General features: G+C 66.6%; 15 protein-coding genes. 4 read left to right on the plus strand and 11 right to left on the minus strand.

Going from position 1 to position 18,446, the window contains the following annotated elements; all coding sequences use genetic code 11:
* Positions 1 to 25: 25 nt before the first annotated feature.
* From rseP to rpsB, 8 genes are all read right to left on the minus strand, one after another.
* Positions 26 to 1,414 (minus strand): RIP metalloprotease RseP, encoded by a 1,389-nt coding sequence (rseP, locus tag AB4Y42_RS04525; protein WP_368686129.1) that lies wholly within the window; start codon positions 1,412 to 1,414, stop codon positions 26 to 28.
* A 109-nt stretch (positions 1,415 to 1,523) separates the two neighbouring features.
* Positions 1,524 to 2,705, minus strand: coding sequence for a 1-deoxy-D-xylulose-5-phosphate reductoisomerase (locus AB4Y42_RS04530; protein ID WP_368693509.1), 1,182 nt, complete (start codon positions 2,703 to 2,705; stop codon positions 1,524 to 1,526).
* 37 nt (positions 2,706 to 2,742) lie between these two features.
* Positions 2,743 to 3,552: a phosphatidate cytidylyltransferase gene (locus tag AB4Y42_RS04535; protein ID WP_368693510.1), complete on the minus strand. Its 810-nt coding sequence runs from the start codon at positions 3,550 to 3,552 to the stop codon at positions 2,743 to 2,745.
* Complete coding sequence (locus AB4Y42_RS04540; protein WP_368686132.1) at positions 3,546 to 4,322, minus strand: isoprenyl transferase; 777 nt, start codon at positions 4,320 to 4,322, stop codon at positions 3,546 to 3,548. The genes AB4Y42_RS04535 and AB4Y42_RS04540 overlap by 7 nt, the downstream gene beginning before the upstream one ends.
* A gap of 72 nt (positions 4,323 to 4,394) precedes the next feature.
* Entirely contained in the window at positions 4,395 to 4,955 is a 561-nt protein-coding gene (gene frr, locus AB4Y42_RS04545) for a ribosome recycling factor (protein WP_368686133.1), read from the minus strand.
* A 92-nt stretch (positions 4,956 to 5,047) separates the two neighbouring features.
* Complete coding sequence (gene pyrH, locus AB4Y42_RS04550) at positions 5,048 to 5,764, minus strand: UMP kinase (RefSeq protein ID WP_028204061.1); 717 nt, start codon at positions 5,762 to 5,764, stop codon at positions 5,048 to 5,050.
* 267 nt (positions 5,765 to 6,031) lie between these two features.
* On the minus strand, positions 6,032 to 6,913 hold the full coding sequence (gene tsf, locus AB4Y42_RS04555; protein ID WP_069265617.1) for a translation elongation factor Ts: 882 nt from the start codon (positions 6,911 to 6,913) through the stop codon (positions 6,032 to 6,034).
* Positions 6,914 to 7,123: 210 nt separating this feature from the next.
* A complete protein-coding gene (rpsB, locus tag AB4Y42_RS04560) occupies positions 7,124 to 7,879 on the minus strand; it encodes a 30S ribosomal protein S2 (RefSeq protein WP_133181278.1) in 756 nt (251 codons plus the stop codon).
* A 416-nt stretch (positions 7,880 to 8,295) separates the two neighbouring features.
* Between rpsB and map the strand changes: the two genes are divergently transcribed.
* The 4 genes from map (at position 8,296) to AB4Y42_RS04580 (ending at position 14,142) form a co-directional block, all read left to right on the plus strand.
* On the plus strand, positions 8,296 to 9,117 hold the full coding sequence (gene map / locus AB4Y42_RS04565; RefSeq protein ID WP_069265615.1) for a type I methionyl aminopeptidase: 822 nt from the start codon (positions 8,296 to 8,298) through the stop codon (positions 9,115 to 9,117).
* Positions 9,118 to 9,386: 269 nt separating this feature from the next.
* Positions 9,387 to 11,966 carry a [protein-PII] uridylyltransferase gene (locus AB4Y42_RS04570; protein WP_368693511.1) on the plus strand — a complete coding sequence of 860 codons (2,580 nt, stop codon included), beginning with the start codon at positions 9,387 to 9,389 and terminating at the stop codon, positions 11,964 to 11,966.
* 281 nt (positions 11,967 to 12,247) lie between these two features.
* Positions 12,248 to 13,243 (plus strand): hypothetical protein, encoded by a 996-nt coding sequence (locus AB4Y42_RS04575; protein WP_368693512.1) that lies wholly within the window; start codon positions 12,248 to 12,250, stop codon positions 13,241 to 13,243.
* Positions 13,240 to 14,142, plus strand: a complete 903-nt coding sequence (locus AB4Y42_RS04580) for a pseudouridine synthase (protein ID WP_368693513.1) — start codon at positions 13,240 to 13,242, stop codon at positions 14,140 to 14,142. The genes AB4Y42_RS04575 and AB4Y42_RS04580 overlap by 4 nt, the downstream gene beginning before the upstream one ends.
* Positions 14,143 to 14,220: 78 nt before the next feature.
* Here AB4Y42_RS04580 and def read toward each other — a convergent pair whose 3' ends face one another.
* The 3 genes from def to AB4Y42_RS04595 form a co-directional block, all read right to left on the minus strand.
* A complete protein-coding gene (gene def, locus AB4Y42_RS04585) occupies positions 14,221 to 14,754 on the minus strand; it encodes a peptide deformylase (RefSeq protein WP_368693514.1) in 534 nt (177 codons plus the stop codon).
* Complete coding sequence (ligA, locus tag AB4Y42_RS04590; RefSeq protein ID WP_368686138.1) at positions 14,751 to 16,820, minus strand: NAD-dependent DNA ligase LigA; 2,070 nt, start codon at positions 16,818 to 16,820, stop codon at positions 14,751 to 14,753. Before ligA ends, def begins: the two co-directional genes overlap by 4 nt.
* Positions 16,821 to 17,117: 297 nt before the next feature.
* Entirely contained in the window at positions 17,118 to 18,413 is a 1,296-nt protein-coding gene (locus tag AB4Y42_RS04595; RefSeq protein WP_368693515.1) for a cell division protein ZipA C-terminal FtsZ-binding domain-containing protein, read from the minus strand.
* Between the last annotated feature and the right edge of the window lie 33 nt (positions 18,414 to 18,446).

Consider the following 18,446-nt stretch of genomic DNA (forward strand, 5'->3'; position numbering starts at 1 on the left):
CGCCCACGGACGCCGCCAGACATCTTTAAAAATGGATTAACCGAGCCAGATCGTTGAACAACGCGATCGCCGACAGTGCGACGATGCAGGCAAGTCCCGCGCGCTGCAGTACGAGCTGCCAGCGGTCCGAGACGGCTTTGCCCGTTACGGCTTCAACCGCATAATATAACAGATGCCCCCCGTCCAATACCGGAATTGGGAGCAGATTCAATACGCCGAGGCTGATGCTCACGAGAGCGAGGAACGACAGGAACGCTGACGGACCGAGTCTCGCGCTCTTGCCGGCGTAGTCGGCGATCGTCACCGGGCCCGACAGATTCTTCAGCGAGGCTTCGCCCGTGATCATGCGGCCGAACATCCGCAGCGAATACACGGCGATGTCCCACGTGCGATGCGCACCGAGCCGCACGCTCTCGAGCGGCCCGTAGCGCACATCCACGGAAGGCGCCTGCGCCGAGAGCGCCGCGCCGATTCGGCCCACTTCCTCACCCGTCTGCGCGTCGCGCTGCAGTGTCGGCGTGACCGTGAGCGTGAGCGTCTGCTGCGCGTTCTGGCCAGCCTCGCCGCGCGCGACCGTGAGCCGCACGGGCTTGCCCGCACGCGCCTTCACCCAGGCGATGAAAGTGCTTGCGCTGTCCACGGGCCGGCCGTCGACGGCGCGCAGTTGATCGCCCGCCTGCAGTCCGGCATGTTGCGCCGCACTACCCGCTTCCACGGCCGCCACCTTGAGCGTGTTGCCGCCCGCCTCGAGCCCGAGCTTCGCCATGAAGTCGTCGTCGAGATCCTTGCTGGTCAATTGCGAGAGATCGAGCGGGAAATCGTAGGTGCCTTCGCCATCACGCGCGGCAAGGACGACATGGCCCTGGTCGAACGCCGTCGCGAGCAGTTTCCAGCGCAGGTCCGACCACGAACGCACGGGCTCGGTGCGGCTGCCGTTTGCATCGCTCACCGAAAGAATCGTTTCGCCGCCCTGGAAGCCGGCCCGAGCCGCCGCGGTTTGCGCGGGCGGCGCCGCGACGATGGCCTTCTGCTCGGTCACGCCGCTCGCGTAGACCACCGAAAAGAGTGCGACGGCCAGCACGAAGTTGGCGATGGGGCCCGCCGCGACGATTGCAATGCGCTTGCCGACCGACTGGCGGTTGAACGCGTGCGGCAGATCGCTTGCGGGAATCTGGTCGGGCGACTCGCGCTCGTCGAGCATCTTCACGTAGCCGCCGAGCGGCAGCGCCGCGATGGTCCACTCGGTGCCGCTCTTCTTGCTGACCCACTGGACGAGCGGCCGGCCAAAGCCGATCGAGAAACGCAGGACCTTCACGCCGCACAGGCGCGCGACGCTGTAGTGCCCGTATTCGTGCACGACGACCAGCACGCCGATCGCCACGACGAATGCGACCAGTTCGGTAAGCAGGTTCATGAGCGCCTCCTGGGCTGGAAGCAGCGCACCGGTGCGGGAGCGGCCCCGAGGTCAGGCTTGCGTGCCTGAGGGGCCGCCTGGGCCCTTCCGCAAGCCCCTCGCTGACCTGTCAGGCCGGCACCGGCAGGCTGTCTATGATGGTGTGAGCCGCGCGGCGGGCCGCCGCGTCGACTTCGAGCACGACTTCGAGACTCGACGCGTTGCGGTTCTCGAGTGCGTTCAGTACGGCATCCACCGTCTGGGCGATGGCCATGAAGCCGATGCGCCGGTTCAAAAATGCTTCGACTGCCACTTCGTTCGCCGCGTTGAGCGCCGCGCTCGCCACGCCGCCGGCGGCCAATGCATGCATCGCGAGTGCGAGACACGGAAAGCGCGCGTAGTCGGGCTTCTCGAACGTGAGCGTCGCGATCTGCGCGAGATCCAGCTGCGCGACGCCGGAGTCGACGCGGTCCGGGTACGCCAGCGCGTGCGCAATCGGCGTGCGCATGTCGGGGTTGCCTAGTTGCGCGAGCACCGAACCGTCGGCGTACGAAACCATCGAGTGGATCACGCTCTGCGGGTGGATCAGCACGTCGATGCGCTCGCCCGGCAGGTCGAACAGATAGTGCGCCTCGATCACTTCGAGGCCCTTGTTCATCATCGTGGCCGAATCGACGGAGATCTTGCGGCCCATCGACCAGTTCGGGTGCTTGCAGGCCTCGTCGGGCGTCACGTTCACGAGCGTCGAGGGCTCGCGGGTGCGGAACGGGCCGCCCGAGGCGGTCAGGATGATCTTCGTGACGCCGTCGCGCTCGGCGTTTTCGCGCGGGAAGCATTGGAACACGGCGTTGTGCTCGCTGTCGAGCGGCAGTAGCACGGCGCCGCTGTCGCACACGGCATCGATGAAGATGTCGCCGGACATCACGAGCGCTTCCTTGTTGGCGAGCAGGATCTGCTTGCCGGCCTTCGCCGCCGCGAGCGTGGGCGCGAGACCCGCCGCGCCGACAATGGCCGCGACCACCGTGTCGCAGCCATCGCTCTTCGAGACTTCGACGAGCGCCTGCGGCCCGTACGTCACGACGGTCTTCGAGCCGGCCGCGCGCAGATTGCGCTCGACCTGGGCGGCGGTGTCGGCGTCGCCGACCACGGCCACTTCGGGGGCGAAGCGCAGGCATTGTTCGACGAGCTTCTCGCCGTTGCGATGCGCAGTGAGTGCATAGACCGAGAAGCGTTGCGGATGACGCGCGACGACGTCGAGCGTGCTGTCTCCGATCGAGCCCGTGGAACCGAGCAGTGTGAGTCGTTTTTGCATATTCAAATCTCTAACCGGGCGTCCTGGCCAGGCGCCTTTAGCCGAGCAGCAGCATGGCAAGCGGCAGCACGGGCAGCAGTGCGTCGATGCGGTCGAGGACTCCGCCGTGGCCCGGCAGGAGCCCGCTCGAATCCTTCACGCCGGCCTGGCGCTTCAGCATCGACTCGAACAGATCGCCGATCACGCTGAACGCGACCAGCACCGTAAGTACGAAAAGCGCACGACCGAGCCCGATCTGGGCGGCGAGCGCGGAATACAGCGTGGGTTCGAACGCGTGCAGCGCGATTGCCGCGCCGGACACCACCATCACAGCGGCCCAGCCGCCCACGGCGCCCTCCCAGGTCTTGCCGGGGCTGATCGAAAGCGCAAGCTTATGCTTTCCGAATGCCTTACCTGCAAAGTATGCGCCGATATCGGCCAGCCAGACCACGAGCAACAGGGACAAAACGAACGCCACACCGGCCGTGCGCGCGGCCACGAGGGCGTGCCAGCAGGCCGCGAAGACGACGAGACCGGCGGCCAGCAGGAAGGCGCGCCACGCGCCGGCGGCGAGCACCGGCTTGCGCAGCAGCACGTAAGGACCGGCGATGATCCAGAACACGCCCGCGGCCTGAAAGAGCGGCCGGGGCGCCGGCAGACGCGTGCTGAGCGCCACGGCGGCCGCCGCGATCACGGCGTAGACGATCGAGCCGGCCGCGCCCGCCTTCAGGAGGCGCGCCCACTCCCACGCGGCGAACACGACTACGACGCCGATCAGCGCGCCGAACGCCGCCACGGGCGCGAACAGCGTGATCGGCAGGAAGACTGCCAGCAGGACGAGCGCCGTAATGACGCGGGTCTTCAGCATGAAAGGGAATCGGCGTTCTGGGCGACGACCTGCGCGCTCGTGCGGCCGAAGCGGCGCTCGCGCTCGGCATACGACGCGATGGCGCGGCTGAGCGCTTCGGCGTCGAAATCCGGCCAGAACGTGTCGGTGAAATAGAACTCGGCGTAGGCGAGTTGCCAGAGCAGGAAGTTGCTCACGCGCTGCTCGCCGCCCGTGCGGATGAAGAGGTCCGGTTCGGGCGCGTAGGCCATGGCCAGATGCTGGGACAGCGTGTCTTCGGTGACGGGAACCGGCTGGCCCGTGGCTGCCGCTTCCTCGACCAGCTTGCGCGTGGCCTGCAGGATATCCCAGCGGCCGCCGTAGTTCGCGGCGATCGTGAGGGTGAGACGGGTGTTGCGCGCGGTTTTGGTTTCCGCGCGGCGAATCAGGTCCTGGATGCGCTCGTTGAACATCGACAGGTCGCCGACCACGCGCAGGCGGATGCCGTTCGCGTGCAGGCGCGCCACCTCGCGCTCGAGCGCGGTGACGAACAGGCGCATGAGGAACGACACTTCGTCGCTCGGGCGGCGCCAGTTCTCGGAACTGAAGGCGAAGAGCGTGACGTATTCGACGCCGCGCTCCACGCACGATTCGACGACCGAACGCACGGCATCGACGCCGCGCGTATGGCCCGCGACGCGCGGCAGGCGCCGCTGGGTTGCCCAACGGCCATTGCCGTCCATGATGATCGCGATGTGGCGCGGTACGGCCGCCACGTCGGGCACGCGAACGGTTGAGCTGGTATAGGTCATGGCCGTCGGACTGTAACTGCGATAAAAAAGGGAAACCGCCGGAAGTCAGGCGAATCTGGAAGCCCTGAGGCCTCAGACCGTCATGATCTCGGCTTCCTTCGTTTGCACGAGCTTGTCGATCTCGGTCACGAAGCGGTCAGTCAGCTTCTGGACTTCGTCGCTGCCACGGCGCTCGTCGTCTTCGGAAATTTCCTTGTCCTTCACGAGCTTCTTGAGCTGCTCGTTGGCGTCGCGACGCAGGTTGCGCACGGCGACCTTCGCCGTTTCACCTTCGTTCTTGACGACCTTCGTGAGCTCCTTGCGGCGCTCTTCGGTCAGTGCGGGCATCGGCACGCGGATCAGGTCGCCGTGCGTGGCCGGGTTCAGGCCGAGATCCGACTCGCGGATCGCCTTTTCGATGACCGGCACCATCTTCTTTTCCCACGCCTGCACGCCGATCGTGCGCGCGTCGACGAGCGTGAGGTTCGCGACCTGCGAAATGGGCACGGGCGAACCGTAGTAGTCGACCTGGATGTGGTCGAGCAAGCCGGTATGGGCGCGGCCCGTGCGGATTTTCGCCAGATCGCTCTTGAACGCGTCGATCGAGCGCTGCATTTTCTGCTCGGCGCCCTTCTTGATGTCAGCCACAGCCATTTTGATACCTCCGAACCTTCATAACGGAACGAGCCCGCCAGCGCGCTGATGGGCGGCGCGGCCCGTGTTCGAACCTCTCGTGAAACGAGAGTTTACACGTGGACGAGCGTACCTTCGTCTTCGCCCAGAACGATGCGCTTGAGCGCACCCGGCTTGACGATGGAAAAAACCCGGATCGGCAGCTTCTGGTCGCGGCACAGCGCGAACGCGGTGGCGTCCATCACCTGCAGGTTGCGGCCAATTGCCTCATCGAAGCTGATCGTCGAGTAGCGCGTCGCGGTCGGGTCCTTCTTCGGGTCGGCCGAGTAGACGCCGTCGACCTTGGTGGCCTTCAGCACGACTTCGGCGCCGACTTCCGAGCCGCGCAGCGCAGCAGCCGTGTCGGTGGTGAAGAACGGGTTGCCCGTGCCGGCCGCGAAGATCACGACCTTGCCTTCTTCGAGCTGGCGAATCGCGCGGGGGCGGATGTACGGCTCGACGACCTGGTCCATGCGCAGCGCCGACTGCACGCGCGCTTCGATGCCCGCGTGACGCATGGCGTCCTGCAGCGCGAGCGCGTTCATCATCGTGGCCAGCATGCCCATGTAGTCGGCCGTTGCACGGTCCATACCGGCCGCGCCGCCCGCGACGCCGCGGAAAATGTTGCCGCCGCCGATCACGACTGCGAGCTGGGTGCCCAGACGCACCACCTCGGCCACGTCTGCCACCATACGTTCGATCGTGGCGCGATTGATGCCAAAGGCATCATCGCCCATCAGGGCTTCGCCGGAAAGTTTGAGCAGGACGCGTTTATAGGCGGGTGTGGGCATGGAGGTATCCAGGATCGCGCGCAAAGGGCAATAACTTGAAACTGTAGGGGTGAAATACGGCTTCGGGCAAGCGCCGCCAGAAATAGCGAAGATTTCCGACGCCGCGCACGGCGGGGGACTACCATGCGCGTCGCCGCTACGCTGCCCGCCACGGCGGATTGCTCCGCCACGGCTTACAACTCAGCAAACTGCGGTGCTAACTGCGGTACTGCAACAACTGCGATTGCCGCCTGCCGTGCTGGGCACGGCGAGGCAGGCTTAACCGTCTTATTGCTGCTTTGCAGCAGCGACTTGCGCGGCCACTTCGGCAGCGAAGTCGTCCTGGCGCTTCTCGATGCCTTCGCCGACCACGAAGAGGGCGAACTTCTGCACCGTCGTGCCAGCAGCCTTGAGCATCTGCTCGATCGTCTGCTTGTCGTTCTTAACGAACGGCTGGTTCAGCAGCGAGACTTCCTTCAGGTACTTCTGGACCGAACCTTCGACCATCTTCGCGACGATCTCAGCCGGCTTGCCCGATTCGGCGGCCTTCTGCTCGGCGATGCTGCGCTCCTTGGCGATCAGGTCGGCCGGCACGTCGTCCGACGACAGCGAGACCGGCTTCATCGCGGCGATGTGCATCGCGACGTCCTTGCCCACTTGTTCGTCGGCGCCCGTGTACTCGACCAGCACGCCGATGCGCGTGCCGTGCAGGTACGCAGCCAGCTGGTTGGCGGTTTCGAAACGCGCGAAACGGCGGATCGACAGGTTTTCGCCGATCTTGCCGACCAGCGCGAGGCGCACTGCGTCGACCGTCGAGCCGTCCAGCGCCAGCGCCGACAGGGCGGCGACGTCAGCCGGGTTTTGCGTGGCGACGAGTTCGGCGATCTTCTTCGAGAAGCCGATGAAATCGTCGTTCTTCGAAACGAAGTCGGTTTCGCAGTTCAGCTCGACGATCGCGCCGGCGCCGCCGCCGATGAACGACGAGATCACGCCTTCAGCCGTGACGCGCGAAGCGGCCTTGCTGGCCTTGTTGCCGAGCTTCACGCGCAGCAGTTCTTCGGCGCGCGCCAGGTCGCCGTCGGCTTCCGTCAGCGCCTTCTTGCATTCCATCATCGGCGCATCGGTCTTCGCGCGCAGTTCTGCCACCATGCTTGCGGTAATTGCCGCCATCATTCGCTCCTTGAGTCTGTCTGGTACACGCCGCCCGCCTTTCGACGCGGCCGGCAGAAATTCGTTTCCGTCTGAGCCTGCCGTGAAACGCTTTTTTACAGCTGCTTCTACAGGGCTACGGTGCCGCTCATATGACGCGGCAACGAAAGTCGCGGCTTAAAAAAAAGGGGCCTATGGAAAGCCCCCTTTTCTTGCCGGACACGGGGCAGCTTACGCCTCCGAGTTGACCTCGACGAACTCGTCGTCGCCGTCGTTGCCGCGCGCGGCGACAACCACGTCGTTGACCGCGTTCGCACGGCCTTCGAGGATCGCGTCAGCCACGCCTTGCGTGTAGAGCGCAACGGCCTTGCTCGCGTCGTCGTTACCCGGGATCACGTAATCGATGCCTTCCGGCGAGTGGTTCGTATCGACCACGGCGATCACGGGGATGCCCAGCTTGTTCGCTTCCGTCACGGCAATCTTGTGGTAGCCGACGTCGACCACGAAGATCGCGTCCGGAATGCCGCCCATGTCCTTCACGCCGCCGATCGACTTTTGCAGCTTGGCGATTTCGCGTTCGAACAGGAGCGCTTCCTTCTTGCTCATTTTCTCGAGCTCGCCCGCTTCCACGGCTGCTTCCATGTCCTTCAGGCGCTTGATCGAAACCTTCAGCGTCTTGAAGTTGGTCAGCATGCCGCCGAGCCAGCGTGCGTTCACGAACGGCATGCCAGCGCGCTGCGCCTCTTCGGCGATCGTGTCGCGCGATTGACGCTTCGTGCCGACGAACAGGATCGTGCCGCGGTTCGCTGCCAGTTGACGCACGTACTTCAGCGCGTCGTTGTACATCGGCAGCGTTTTTTCGAGGTTGATGATGTGAATCTTGTTGCGATGACCGAAGATGAAGGGGGCCATCTTCGGGTTCCAGAAGCGCGTTTGGTGACCGAAGTGGACACCGGCTTCCAGCATCTGGCGCATGGTAACTGCCATGAGAAATTCTCCGCTAGGGTTTGGGTCTGAAGCCGGCTGCCGTATCGGTGCGCCCTCCCATTCCGGAGATCGACGCGCCCGACACCCTGGGTGCGCCGGCTTGCGAGTGTGCTGCCTGAAGAAGATGCTTCCGAATGTTCTTCGCGCACCCGCCAGAATCCATCTTTGGCAAGGCGCTCCGCGGCAACGGCGGATCCAGCCTTTCCCACGAACCTCGAACGCGAATTCGAAGGATATGGGAAGCGACTTAGCCGAAGAGTATAGCACGCAACCTGCCCCTTACTCAAGACAGCTATTACCCGCGGAATACGGCGCCGAGCGTGGGCGCCGTATCCCACCCCGCCTTCTCAAAAGTCAGCGACCCCTGGCATTAGGTGCGATAATTCAATATTCGACTGCATTTCCGGGCGCATATCATGGCCATTTCGATCAAGAACGAACAAGACATCGCGCAAATGCGCGTCGCCTGCCGGCTGGCGAGCGAGGTGCTCGATTACATCACGCCGTTCGTCACCGCGGGCGTGACGACGGGTGAACTCGACCGCCTGTGCCACGAGTACATGACCAACGTGCAGGGCACGGTGCCCGCGCCGCTGAACTATCAGCCGCCGGGCTATCCGCCCTACCCGAAGGCGATCTGCACATCCGTGAACGACGTGATCTGTCACGGTATTCCGGGCGACAAGGCGCTGAAGAACGGCGACGCGCTCAATATCGACATCACCGTCATCAAGGAAGGCTATTTCGGCGACACGAGCCGCATGTTCATCGTCGGCGAAGGCTCGATCCTCGCGAAGCGCCTCGTGCAGACCACCTATGAATGCATGTGGCTCGGCATCGACCAGGTGCGTCCCGGCGGCCATCTGGGCGACATCGGCCACGCCATTCAGCGCTACGCCGAAAGCCAGGGCTACAGCGTGGTGCGCGAATACTGCGGCCACGGCATCGGCACGGTGTTCCACGAAGACCCGCAGGTCCTGCACTATGGCCGCCCCGGCACCGGCATCGAACTCGTGCCCGGCATGATCTTCACCGTCGAGCCGATGATCAATGCCGGCCGCCGCGACATTCGCACCATGCCGGACCAGTGGACCGTCAAGACGAAGGACCGCAGCCTCTCGGCACAGTGGGAACACACGGTACTCGTGACCGAAACGGGCTACGAGGTCCTGACGGTCTCGGCGGGCACGCCCGCGAAGCCGGCCATCGTCGCGCAGATGGCGGGCACGGCGGCCTGAGCGCCGGATAAAGTGCCGGAAAGCGCTTCGTGGCGCGATCCGGCGCAAAATGGATGCACTCGTAGAAACCGGCCTGCGCCTCGGGGCAGTACGCTCAACGCGAGCGATGCACCCAATGCGGACGCCGCCCGGCGCCCGCAGCACGATGAGGCAGCCTGCCAGGCAGCCGACGCATTAACCGACGAACCAACGCGGCCAGCCGCCCTCGCGAGGCCTGTCGCGCGCACGAGCAGCCGCCCGCCCAACCACGCCAGACACGACCCGAGCCCATGAGTGTTCCCGCTGTCGCCGTTCCCGATACGTCGTCGCTGAAGTCCGACTACAAGGCCGCCAAGGCCCAGTTGCTCGAGCGTTTCAAGACCGCGACCAATGTCGACTCGCTGATGCGCGCCCTCGCCCGCACCACCGACGACACCTTGCGCAGCGCCTGGAACCTGTGCGAGCTGCCGGCCACGCTGGCGCTCGTGGCGGTGGGCGGCTTCGGGCGCGGCGAGCTCGCGCCCTGGTCCGACGTCGACATCCTCGTGCTGCTGCCGGACGACGAGCCGCTCGCGCCGCTCGAAGAACGCATCGAGCGTTTTATCGGCCTTGCGTGGGACCTCGGACTCGATATCGGCAGCAGCGTGCGCAGCGTCACGCAATGCCTCGAAGAAGCCGTCAATGACGTCACCGTGCGCACGTCGCTTCTCGAGGCGCGCCGCATCACCGGCAGCGCGACGCTCTTTGGCGACTTCGCGCAGCGCTATCGCGACGCCATGGACCCGCGCGCATTCTTCCAGGCGAAGGTGCTCGAAATGCGCCAGCGCCATGCGCGCTTCCAGGACACGCCCTATTCGCTCGAACCCAACGTCAAGGAAAGCCCCGGCGGCCTGCGCGACCTGCAACTGATCCTCTGGATCACCGAGGCCGCCGCCTTCGGCAGCAGCTGGAAGGAGCTGGACCAGCGCGGCCTCGTCACCGGGCGCGAGGCGCGCGAACTGCGCCGCAACGAAGCATTTCTCAAGGCGCTGCGCGCGCGCCTGCATGTGATCGCGGGGCGCCGCCAGGACATCCTCGTGTTCGACCTGCAAACGGCCGTGGCCGAAAGCTTCGGCTACAAGGCCAGCAGCGCGCGGCGGGCGAGCGAGCAGCTCATGCGCCGCTACTACTGGGCCGCGAAGGCGGTCACGCAGCTGTCCACGATCCTGATCCAGAACATCGAGGCGCAGCTGTTCCCGAGCACGAGCGGCATCACGCGCACACTCTCCGAGCACTTCGTCGAGAAGCAGGGAATGCTGGAAATCGTCAGCGACGACGTGTTCGAACGCGAGCCGCACGCGATTCTCGAAGCGTTCCTGCTCTACGAGCAGGTGCCCGGCGTGAAGGGCCTGTCGGCACGCACGCTGCGCGCCCTCTACAACGCGCGCGAGACCATGGACCAGCGCTGGCGCCGCGACCCGGAAAACCGCCGGCTCTTCATGGAGATCCTCAAGCAGCCGGCCGGCATCACGCACGCCATGCGGCTCATGAACCAGACGAGCGTGCTCGGGCGCTATCTGCTGAATTTCCGCCGCATCGTCGGGCAGATGCAGCACGACCTGTATCACGTCTACACGGTCGATCAGCACATCCTGATGGTGCTGCGCAATATGCGCCGCTTCGCCGTGGCCGAGCATGCGCACGAGTATCCGTTCTGCAGCCAGCTCATCGCCAACTTCGAGCGCCCGTGGGTGCTGTACGTCGCGGCGCTGTTCCACGACATCGCCAAGGGCCGCGGCGGCGACCACTCGGAGCTCGGCATGGCCGACGCGCGGCGCTTTTGCCGTGAGCACGACATCACGGGCGACGACGCGGAGCTGGTCGTCTGGCTCGTGCAGCAGCACCTGACGATGAGCCAGGTCGCCCAGAAACAGGACATCACCGACCCCGAGGTCGTGAAGCGCTTCGCCGAGCTGGTCGGCACGGAGCGGCGTCTTTCGGCGCTCTACCTGCTGACGGTCGCCGACATTCGCGGCACGAGCCCGAAGGTCTGGAACAACTGGAAAGGCAAGCTGCTCGAAGACCTCTACCGCTCGACGCTCGCCGTGCTCGGCGGCGCCAAGCCCGACGCGCACTCGGAACTCAAGACGCGCCAGGAGCTGGCGCTCGCGCTACTGCGTCTCGAGACCGTGCCGGAGCACGCGCACCGCGCGCTCTGGGACAAGCTCGACGTCGGCTACTTCCTGCGTCACGACGCCGCCGACATCGCCTGGCAAACGCGCGTGCTCTACCGCCACGTCGAGGCGCCGGAGCCGGTCGTGCGCGCACGCCCGTCGCCGATCGGCGAGGCGCTGCAGGTGCTCGTCTATGCGCAGGACCGCCCCGACCTGTTCGCGACGATGTGCGCATACTTCGACCGCAGCGGCCTGTCCGTGCTCGATGCGCGCGTGAGCACCACGCGTCACGGCTACGCGCTCGATAACTTCATCGTCGCCCACACCGAGGGCGACGTGCATTACCGCGATATCGCGAACCTCGTCGAGCAGGAACTCGCCGCGCGCCTGAAGGCGACGGGCAATGCCCTGCCCGAGCCGTCGAAGGGCCGTCTCTCGCGCCTGTCGCGCACCTTCCCGGTGACGCCGCGAGTCGACCTGCGGGCCGACGAGCGCGGCCAATACTACATCCTGTCCGTGTCGGCGAACGACCGGCCGGGCCTCCTCTATTCCATCGCGCGCGTGCTCGCGGAGCATCATGTCGGCGTCCATGCGGCGCGGATCAATACGCTCGGCGAACGCGTGGAAGACGTGTTTCTGCTCGACGGTTCGGGACTCTCCGACAACCGCCAGCAGATTCACGTCGAAACCGAATTGCTGCGCGCGATCGCAGTTTGAATGACCCAAGCGAAATACCAGATCCATGCGAGCCAAACTGACAGCCAAACATCCGCGCCCGACCACTCCGGAACGCGCCCCCGTCCGCCGCGGCAGCACGACCGCGCGTAAGCCGGTGCGCCCGGCGGAGGTGCGGGCGACGGACGCTCGGCCGGCATCGGCCGCGAAGACGCCTGCCGGGAAGCCCGTGCGCGCCTCCTCTACCGGGCGCGCCACGCCTCGCACCGGCGATACGCGCCCGGGCGAGCGCCCGGCGCGGCCGGCTCGCGAAGGCGGATTCGGTGACGAGCGCCGCCCGGTCCGTCGCTCGGGCGATGAGGCGCGTGGATTTGCGCGTGGCCGTGACGAAGGCGGCGAGCGCCCCTTTGCGCGCCGTGCCGAAGGCGATGACCGACGCCCGCCGCGTGGCCGTGAGGAAGGTGGCGCACGCTCCTTCGCACGCCGCCCCGAGGGTGACGACCGACGTCCGCCGCGCAGCCGTGGAGAAGGTGGCGAACGCTCCTTCGCGCGCCGTGCCGAGGGTGATGATCGTCGTCCGCCGCGTAGCCGCGAAGAAGGTGGCGAGCGTCGCTTCGAACGACGCACCGAAGGCGATGATCGCCGCCCCGCACGTGGCCGCGATGAAGGCGGCGCACGCTCCTTCGCGCGCCGCCCCGAGGGCGATGACCGTCGCCCGCCCCGCAGCCGCGACGAAGGCGGTGCACGCTCCTTCGCGCGCCGCCCCGAGGGCGATGACCGCCGCCCGCCCCGCAGCCGCGAAGAAGGCGGCGCACGCTCTTTCGCGCGCCGCCCCGAGGGCGATGACCGCCGCCCGCCTCGCAGCCGTGACGAAGGTGGCGAACGCCGCTTCGAACGACGCACCGAAGGCGATGACCGACGCCCCGCACGTGGCCGCGAAGAAGGCGGTGCACGCCCCTTCACGCGCCGCCCCGAAGGCGACGACCGCCGCTCGCCCCGCAGCCGCGAGGAACGCGGTGCACGCTCCTTCGCGCGCCGCCCCGAGGGTGATAACCGCCGCCCTCCGCGCAGCCGCGACGAAGGCGGTGCACGCCCCTTCACGCGCCGCCCCGAAGGCGATGACCGCCGCCCGCCGCGCAGCCGCGAGGAAGGTGGCGAACGTCGCTTCGAACGGCGCACCGAAGGCGATGATCGCCGTCCGCCGCGCAGCCGCAGCGAAGGCAGCGAGGGACGCTTCGCCCGCCGCACGGACAGCGACGAGCGGCGCCCCGCACGCACCCGTGACGAGGGCACGGAGCGCCGTTTCGCGCGCCCGGTGAAAGCCACCTCGCGCGATGACCGCGAAGGCGGCGGCGGCCGCAAGACCGCCAGCCCGGTCAAATCGGCCGGGAAAGCCCCACGCCGCACCGATGACGCCGACTCCGCACCACGCCGCGCGCCGCGCGAAGAAGTCGATGGCGACAACACCCTGCGCCTGTCCAAGCGCATGTCCGAACTGGGCCTGTGCTCGCGCCGCGAAGCCGACGAATGGATCGAAAAGGGCTGGGTGTATGTGGATGGCGAAGTCGTCGACACGCTCGGCGCCAAGGTCACGCCGAATCAGCGCATCGAAATCGATCCGGCCGCGCTCGCCGCGCAGGCGCGCCAGGTGACGATCCTGCTGCACAAGCCCGTGGGCTACGTGTCGGGCCAGGCCGAGGACGGCTATGAGCCCGCCGCCACGCTCATCACCGGCGAGAATCATTGGGACGGCGACCACTCGGGTATCCGCTTCTCGGCGAAGCATCTGCGCACGCTCGCGCCCGCCGGCCGGCTCGACATCGACTCGACCGGCCTGCTCGTGCTGACCCAGGACGGTCGCGTGGCCAAGCAGTTGATCGGCGAGAGCTCGGACATCGACAAGGAATACCTCGTGCGCGTCACCTACGACGACATCGAGACCGAAATCGACCAGCACTTCCCGCCCGAGTCGCTCGCACAGTTGCGCCACGGCCTGTCGCTCGACGACGTGCCGCTCAAGCCCGCGCAGGTGAGCTGGCAAAACGGCGAGCAGTTGCGTTTCGTGCTGCGCGAAGGCAAGAAGCGCCAGATCCGCCGCATGTGCGAACTGGTCGGCCTCAAGGTCGTTGGCCTCAAGCGCGTGCGCATGGGCCGCGTGCTGCTCGGCGCGCTGCCGCAGGGCCAATGGCGCTATCTGGCCGCCGACGAAGCGTTCTAACGCCACATCGGCGTCAAACGCCGCACTGAATGAAAAACGGGAGCCATCCGGCTCCCGTTTTTCTTGATGCTTCGATCTTCAGTCGTCGCTGTTCGGGTCGAGTTCCGGAAACAGGACATCGGTGAAGCCGAACTTCGAGAAGTCGGTAATGCGCATGGGGTACAGCTTGCCGATCAGGTGATCGCATTCGTGCTGGACGACCCGTGCGTGAAAGCCCTCGGCCACCCGCTCGATGGGCGTGCCGTACTGATCGAAGCCGTCATAGCGGATCATCGAAAAGCGGCTCACGGCGCCGCGCATGCCCGGCACCGACAGACAGCCCTCCCAGCCCTCTTCCATGTCGTGCGACAGCGGATGGATGACCGGGTTGATGAGCACCGTTTGCGGCACGGCCGGCGCCTCGGGATAGCGCTCGTTCTGCTCGAAACCGAAGATCACCACCTGCAGGTCGACGCCGATCTGCGGGGCGGCGAGTCCGGCGCCGTTGGCCGCGTGCATGGTGTCGAACATATCGGCGATGAGTTCGTGCAACTCGGGCGTGTCGAAGTGATCGACTGGCCTCGCTATGGCAAGCAGGCGCGGATCGCCCATTCTGAGAATTTCGCGAATCATGTCGTTTGCCCCTCCAGGAGCTTGCGCATTCCTTCTTCGTCGAGCACCGGCACGCCGAGTTCCTCGGCTTTTGCGAGCTTGCTGCCCGCGTCGGCGCCCGCCACCACATAGTCAGTCTTCTTCGACACCGAGCCGGCCACCTTCGCACCGGCTGCTTCCAGCATCTCCTTCGCCTCGTCGCGCGAGAGCGTGGGCAGCGTGCCGGTGAGCACCACCGTCTTGCCGGCCAGCACGCCCACCGGCGCCTTCGGCGCGGGCGGGCCTTCCGCCCATGTTACTTTGCCCGGCGCGCGCAGTTGCTCGATCACTGTGCGGTTATGCTCTTCCGCAAAAAACTCGTGGATCGCGAGCGCGACGATAGGGCCCACATCGTTCACTTCGAGCAATTCTTCGACCGACGCGCTCATGATCGGATCGAGCGAGCCAAAGTGCTTCGCAAGATCCTTGGCCGTCGATTCGCCCACGTGCCGGATGCCGAGCGCGTAAATGAAGCGCGCAAGCGATGTGGCCTTGGCCTTCTCGAGCGAGTCGAGCAGGTTCTGCGCCGACTTGTCCGCCATGCGCTCGAGCTGCGCGAGCGTGCCGAAGCCGAGATTGAACAGATCGGCGGGCGTGCGCACGAGGCTCTGGTCGACCAGCTGGTCGATGATCTTCTCGCCCAAGCCGTCGATATCGAGCGCGCGGCGCTGGGCGAAGTGCCAGAGCGCCTGCTTGCGCTGGGCCGGACAGAACAGGCCGCCCGTGCAGCGTGCGATCGCCTCGTCGGGCAGCCGCTCGATGCGCGATCCGCAGACCGGGCATTCGGTCGGCATCACGAATTCGTGGGCGTCGGCCGGACGGCGGTCCATGAGCGCGCTGACCACCTCGGGAATCACGTCGCCGGCGCGTCGCACGATCACCGTGTCGCCGATGCGGATGTCCTTGCGCCGCACCTCGTCTTCGTTGTGCAGCGTGGCGTTGGTCACGGTCGCGCCGCCGACGAACACCGGCTCGAGCCGCGCCACCGGCGTAATCGCGCCCGTGCGGCCGACCTGAACGTCGATGGCCAGCAGCTTCGTGAGCGCCTCCTGGGCCGGGAACTTGTGCGCGAGCGCAAAGCGTGGCGCACGCGAAACGAAGCCGAGCGCGTCCTGCTCGTCGCGGCGGTTCACCTTGTAGACCACGCCGTCGATGTCGTACGGCAGGCCGTCGCGCTTCTCGCCTACGGCGCGGAAAAATTCCAGCAGGCCTTGCGCGCCCTTCACGACCGCACGCTCGGCATTGACCGGCAGGCCCATTTCCGCGTACCAGTCGAGCAGGTCGCTATGGGTGGCCGGCATCGGCTCGCCCTCAAGCACGCCAATGCCGTAGGCGAAAAACGACAGCGGCCGCTGCGCCGTGATTTTCGGATCGAGCTGGCGCAGGCTGCCCGCCGCCGCGTTGCGCGGGTTCGCGAATTCCTTGTGGCCGGCGTCGCGCTGACGCTGGTTCATGCGTTCGAAGTCGCGGCGGAACATCAGCACCTCGCCGCGCACGTCGAGCACCTTCGGCACCCGCTTGCCCTTCAGGCGCAACGGCAGCGAGCGGATCGTGCGCACGTTCTCCGTGACGTTCTCGCCGGTCGCGCCGTCGCCGCGCGTGGACGCCTGGACGAACACGCCGTCGACGTAGCGCAGCGAGATGGCGAGGCCGTCGAACTTGAGTTCGGCGGCGTATTCGACCTCGACGACGCCGGCGCCCTCGATCTTGCCGAGCGCGTCGGCCACGCGCTTGTCGAACGCGACGATGTCCTCATCGGCAAAGCCGTTGTTGAGCGACAGCATCGGCACGTCGTGGACCACGGGCTCGAAGCCCCCGGCGACTTCGCCACCCACGCGCTGAGTGGGCGAATCGGGTGTGATGAGGTCGGGGTGCTCGGCCTCGATTCTCTGAAGTTCGCCGAACATCTTGTCGTATTCCGCGTCGGGCAGCTCCGGCTGGTCGAGCACGTAGTAGGCGTGATTCGCACGCTCGAGTTCGGCGCGCAACCACACCGCGCGCTGCGCAGCGGTGGCTTCTTCGGGAGGACGGGCGGGAGTACGGACCATGCCTTGGGCAACTCGCTGTTGAAAATGATTTCGGACGTCAGATTATCTCAGGAAGCGGCACCTGTCGCATCGGCCGAGCGGCCATCTTCGTGCGCCGCCGAACGGGCCTCGCCAGCGTCCTGGCCGAACGGCGAACGCCGCCTCCGTTGCATTGACGCCCAGGTCCTGCAAGACGAACCCAAATGCACTGCAACACGCGTGCCGATGCCCGTTACGCTGTACCGCCTGCGCGCAAAAAAGGCGCGGCACCCTTAGGGCGTCGCGCCTTGCGTATTGGCCGCCTGCAGGCCTGCGGCGTTACTGGCTGAACAGTCTCCGCGTGGCCGGGGAGCCGGCTGGAATGCCGGCCTGCTCCAGCTTCGCGTAGAGTGTCATGAGCTGCTTGTCGATCGACTGCAGCACCGATTCCGGCAGCGGCCGGCGCTGGTCGTCGACCACGCGCCCGCCAATGCGCTCGGCGAGCGACTTCGCGTAGTCGCACATCAGGCGGAACGGCAGGATGTCTTCGTCGGCCACGGGCACGTCGAGGATCAGCGTGATCAGCTCGCCGCCCTTGTACGTGAGGTCGTCGCGCAGGAAGTTGGTATCGCCGAACTGCAGCATGAAAACCGGGCTCTGCTTCGCGTCGAGCTTCACGAAGCGCGTGCCGTCGCGCGAAAGCAGCAGGCCGTCCTGCGCCGCCACCGCCTGCACGTAGTTTGCCGACCACGGCGCGCCATCCGACATCACGTTCACGGAAAGCTGCGCGTCGCATTGCGCCGCGAAGCCGTCCAGCTCGCGCGCCATGGCGACCGTTTCCATCATGTCCGGGAACTCGGGCGCGGCGTCGAGCGCGTCAGCGAACTGCTGCACGCCGGTCACGAATTCCGAGAACTCGAGTTCGTTGAGCGGGCCGTTGCGGTTCGCGAGTTGCGCAGCCGCGCGCAGTTCTTCGTAGCGCACGCCGCTCTGGAGCAACTCCCAGCCGTCGCCCCCTTCGGGCTTGCCTTCGATGTGAACCGGCTTGCTGCCAGCGCGGCGCAGCCGCTGCGCAAACGGAATCACCCGCTCGCCCGCCATCGGCGCACCCAGCCGGATCGGCACGATGCAGTCGATGCGACGGTCGACCACGGCGGGCGGCGCCGAAGAGATCGTCGTGGCGGCCGGCATGACCGGCTCGATGCGCCCGGCTTCGTCGGCGTCGTCCTTCGCGGATTGCGGGGCAGCCGCACTTGCAGCCGGCGCCTTGTCAGCAGCCTTGTCGGCAGCCTCCTCCGCACCGGATTCGGCCTCCGGAAAGCCGTTGGGCGTCGTCGTTTCCGCCTGGATGTCGGCCGGCGTGTCGAGCGGCGCCGCGGTCCCGAAACCCGGCTCCACGCGCTCGGCTTCCGTGCTGCCCGCGAGCGACGGCTCGCGGCGCGACGGCGCACGCGCCGGTTCGATGAACGGACTCGGCTCCTGGAACTCGTCGCGCTGCGGCGCTTCGACCGCCTCTTCGGGCATCGGGCGCGGCATGCGCCGGCGCACCCTCGCGCCCTGCCACGCGTTGTACACCACCACGCCCCCGACGACCACGGCGCCCGCGCCGATCAACCCGAGAGTCAACTCATCCATGCATGCTCCATCAGCAATTCTTATTCGACGGCG

The organism is Paraburkholderia sp. EG286B (assembly GCF_040965655.1).
Classification (GTDB): Bacteria; Pseudomonadota; Gammaproteobacteria; order Burkholderiales; family Burkholderiaceae; genus Paraburkholderia.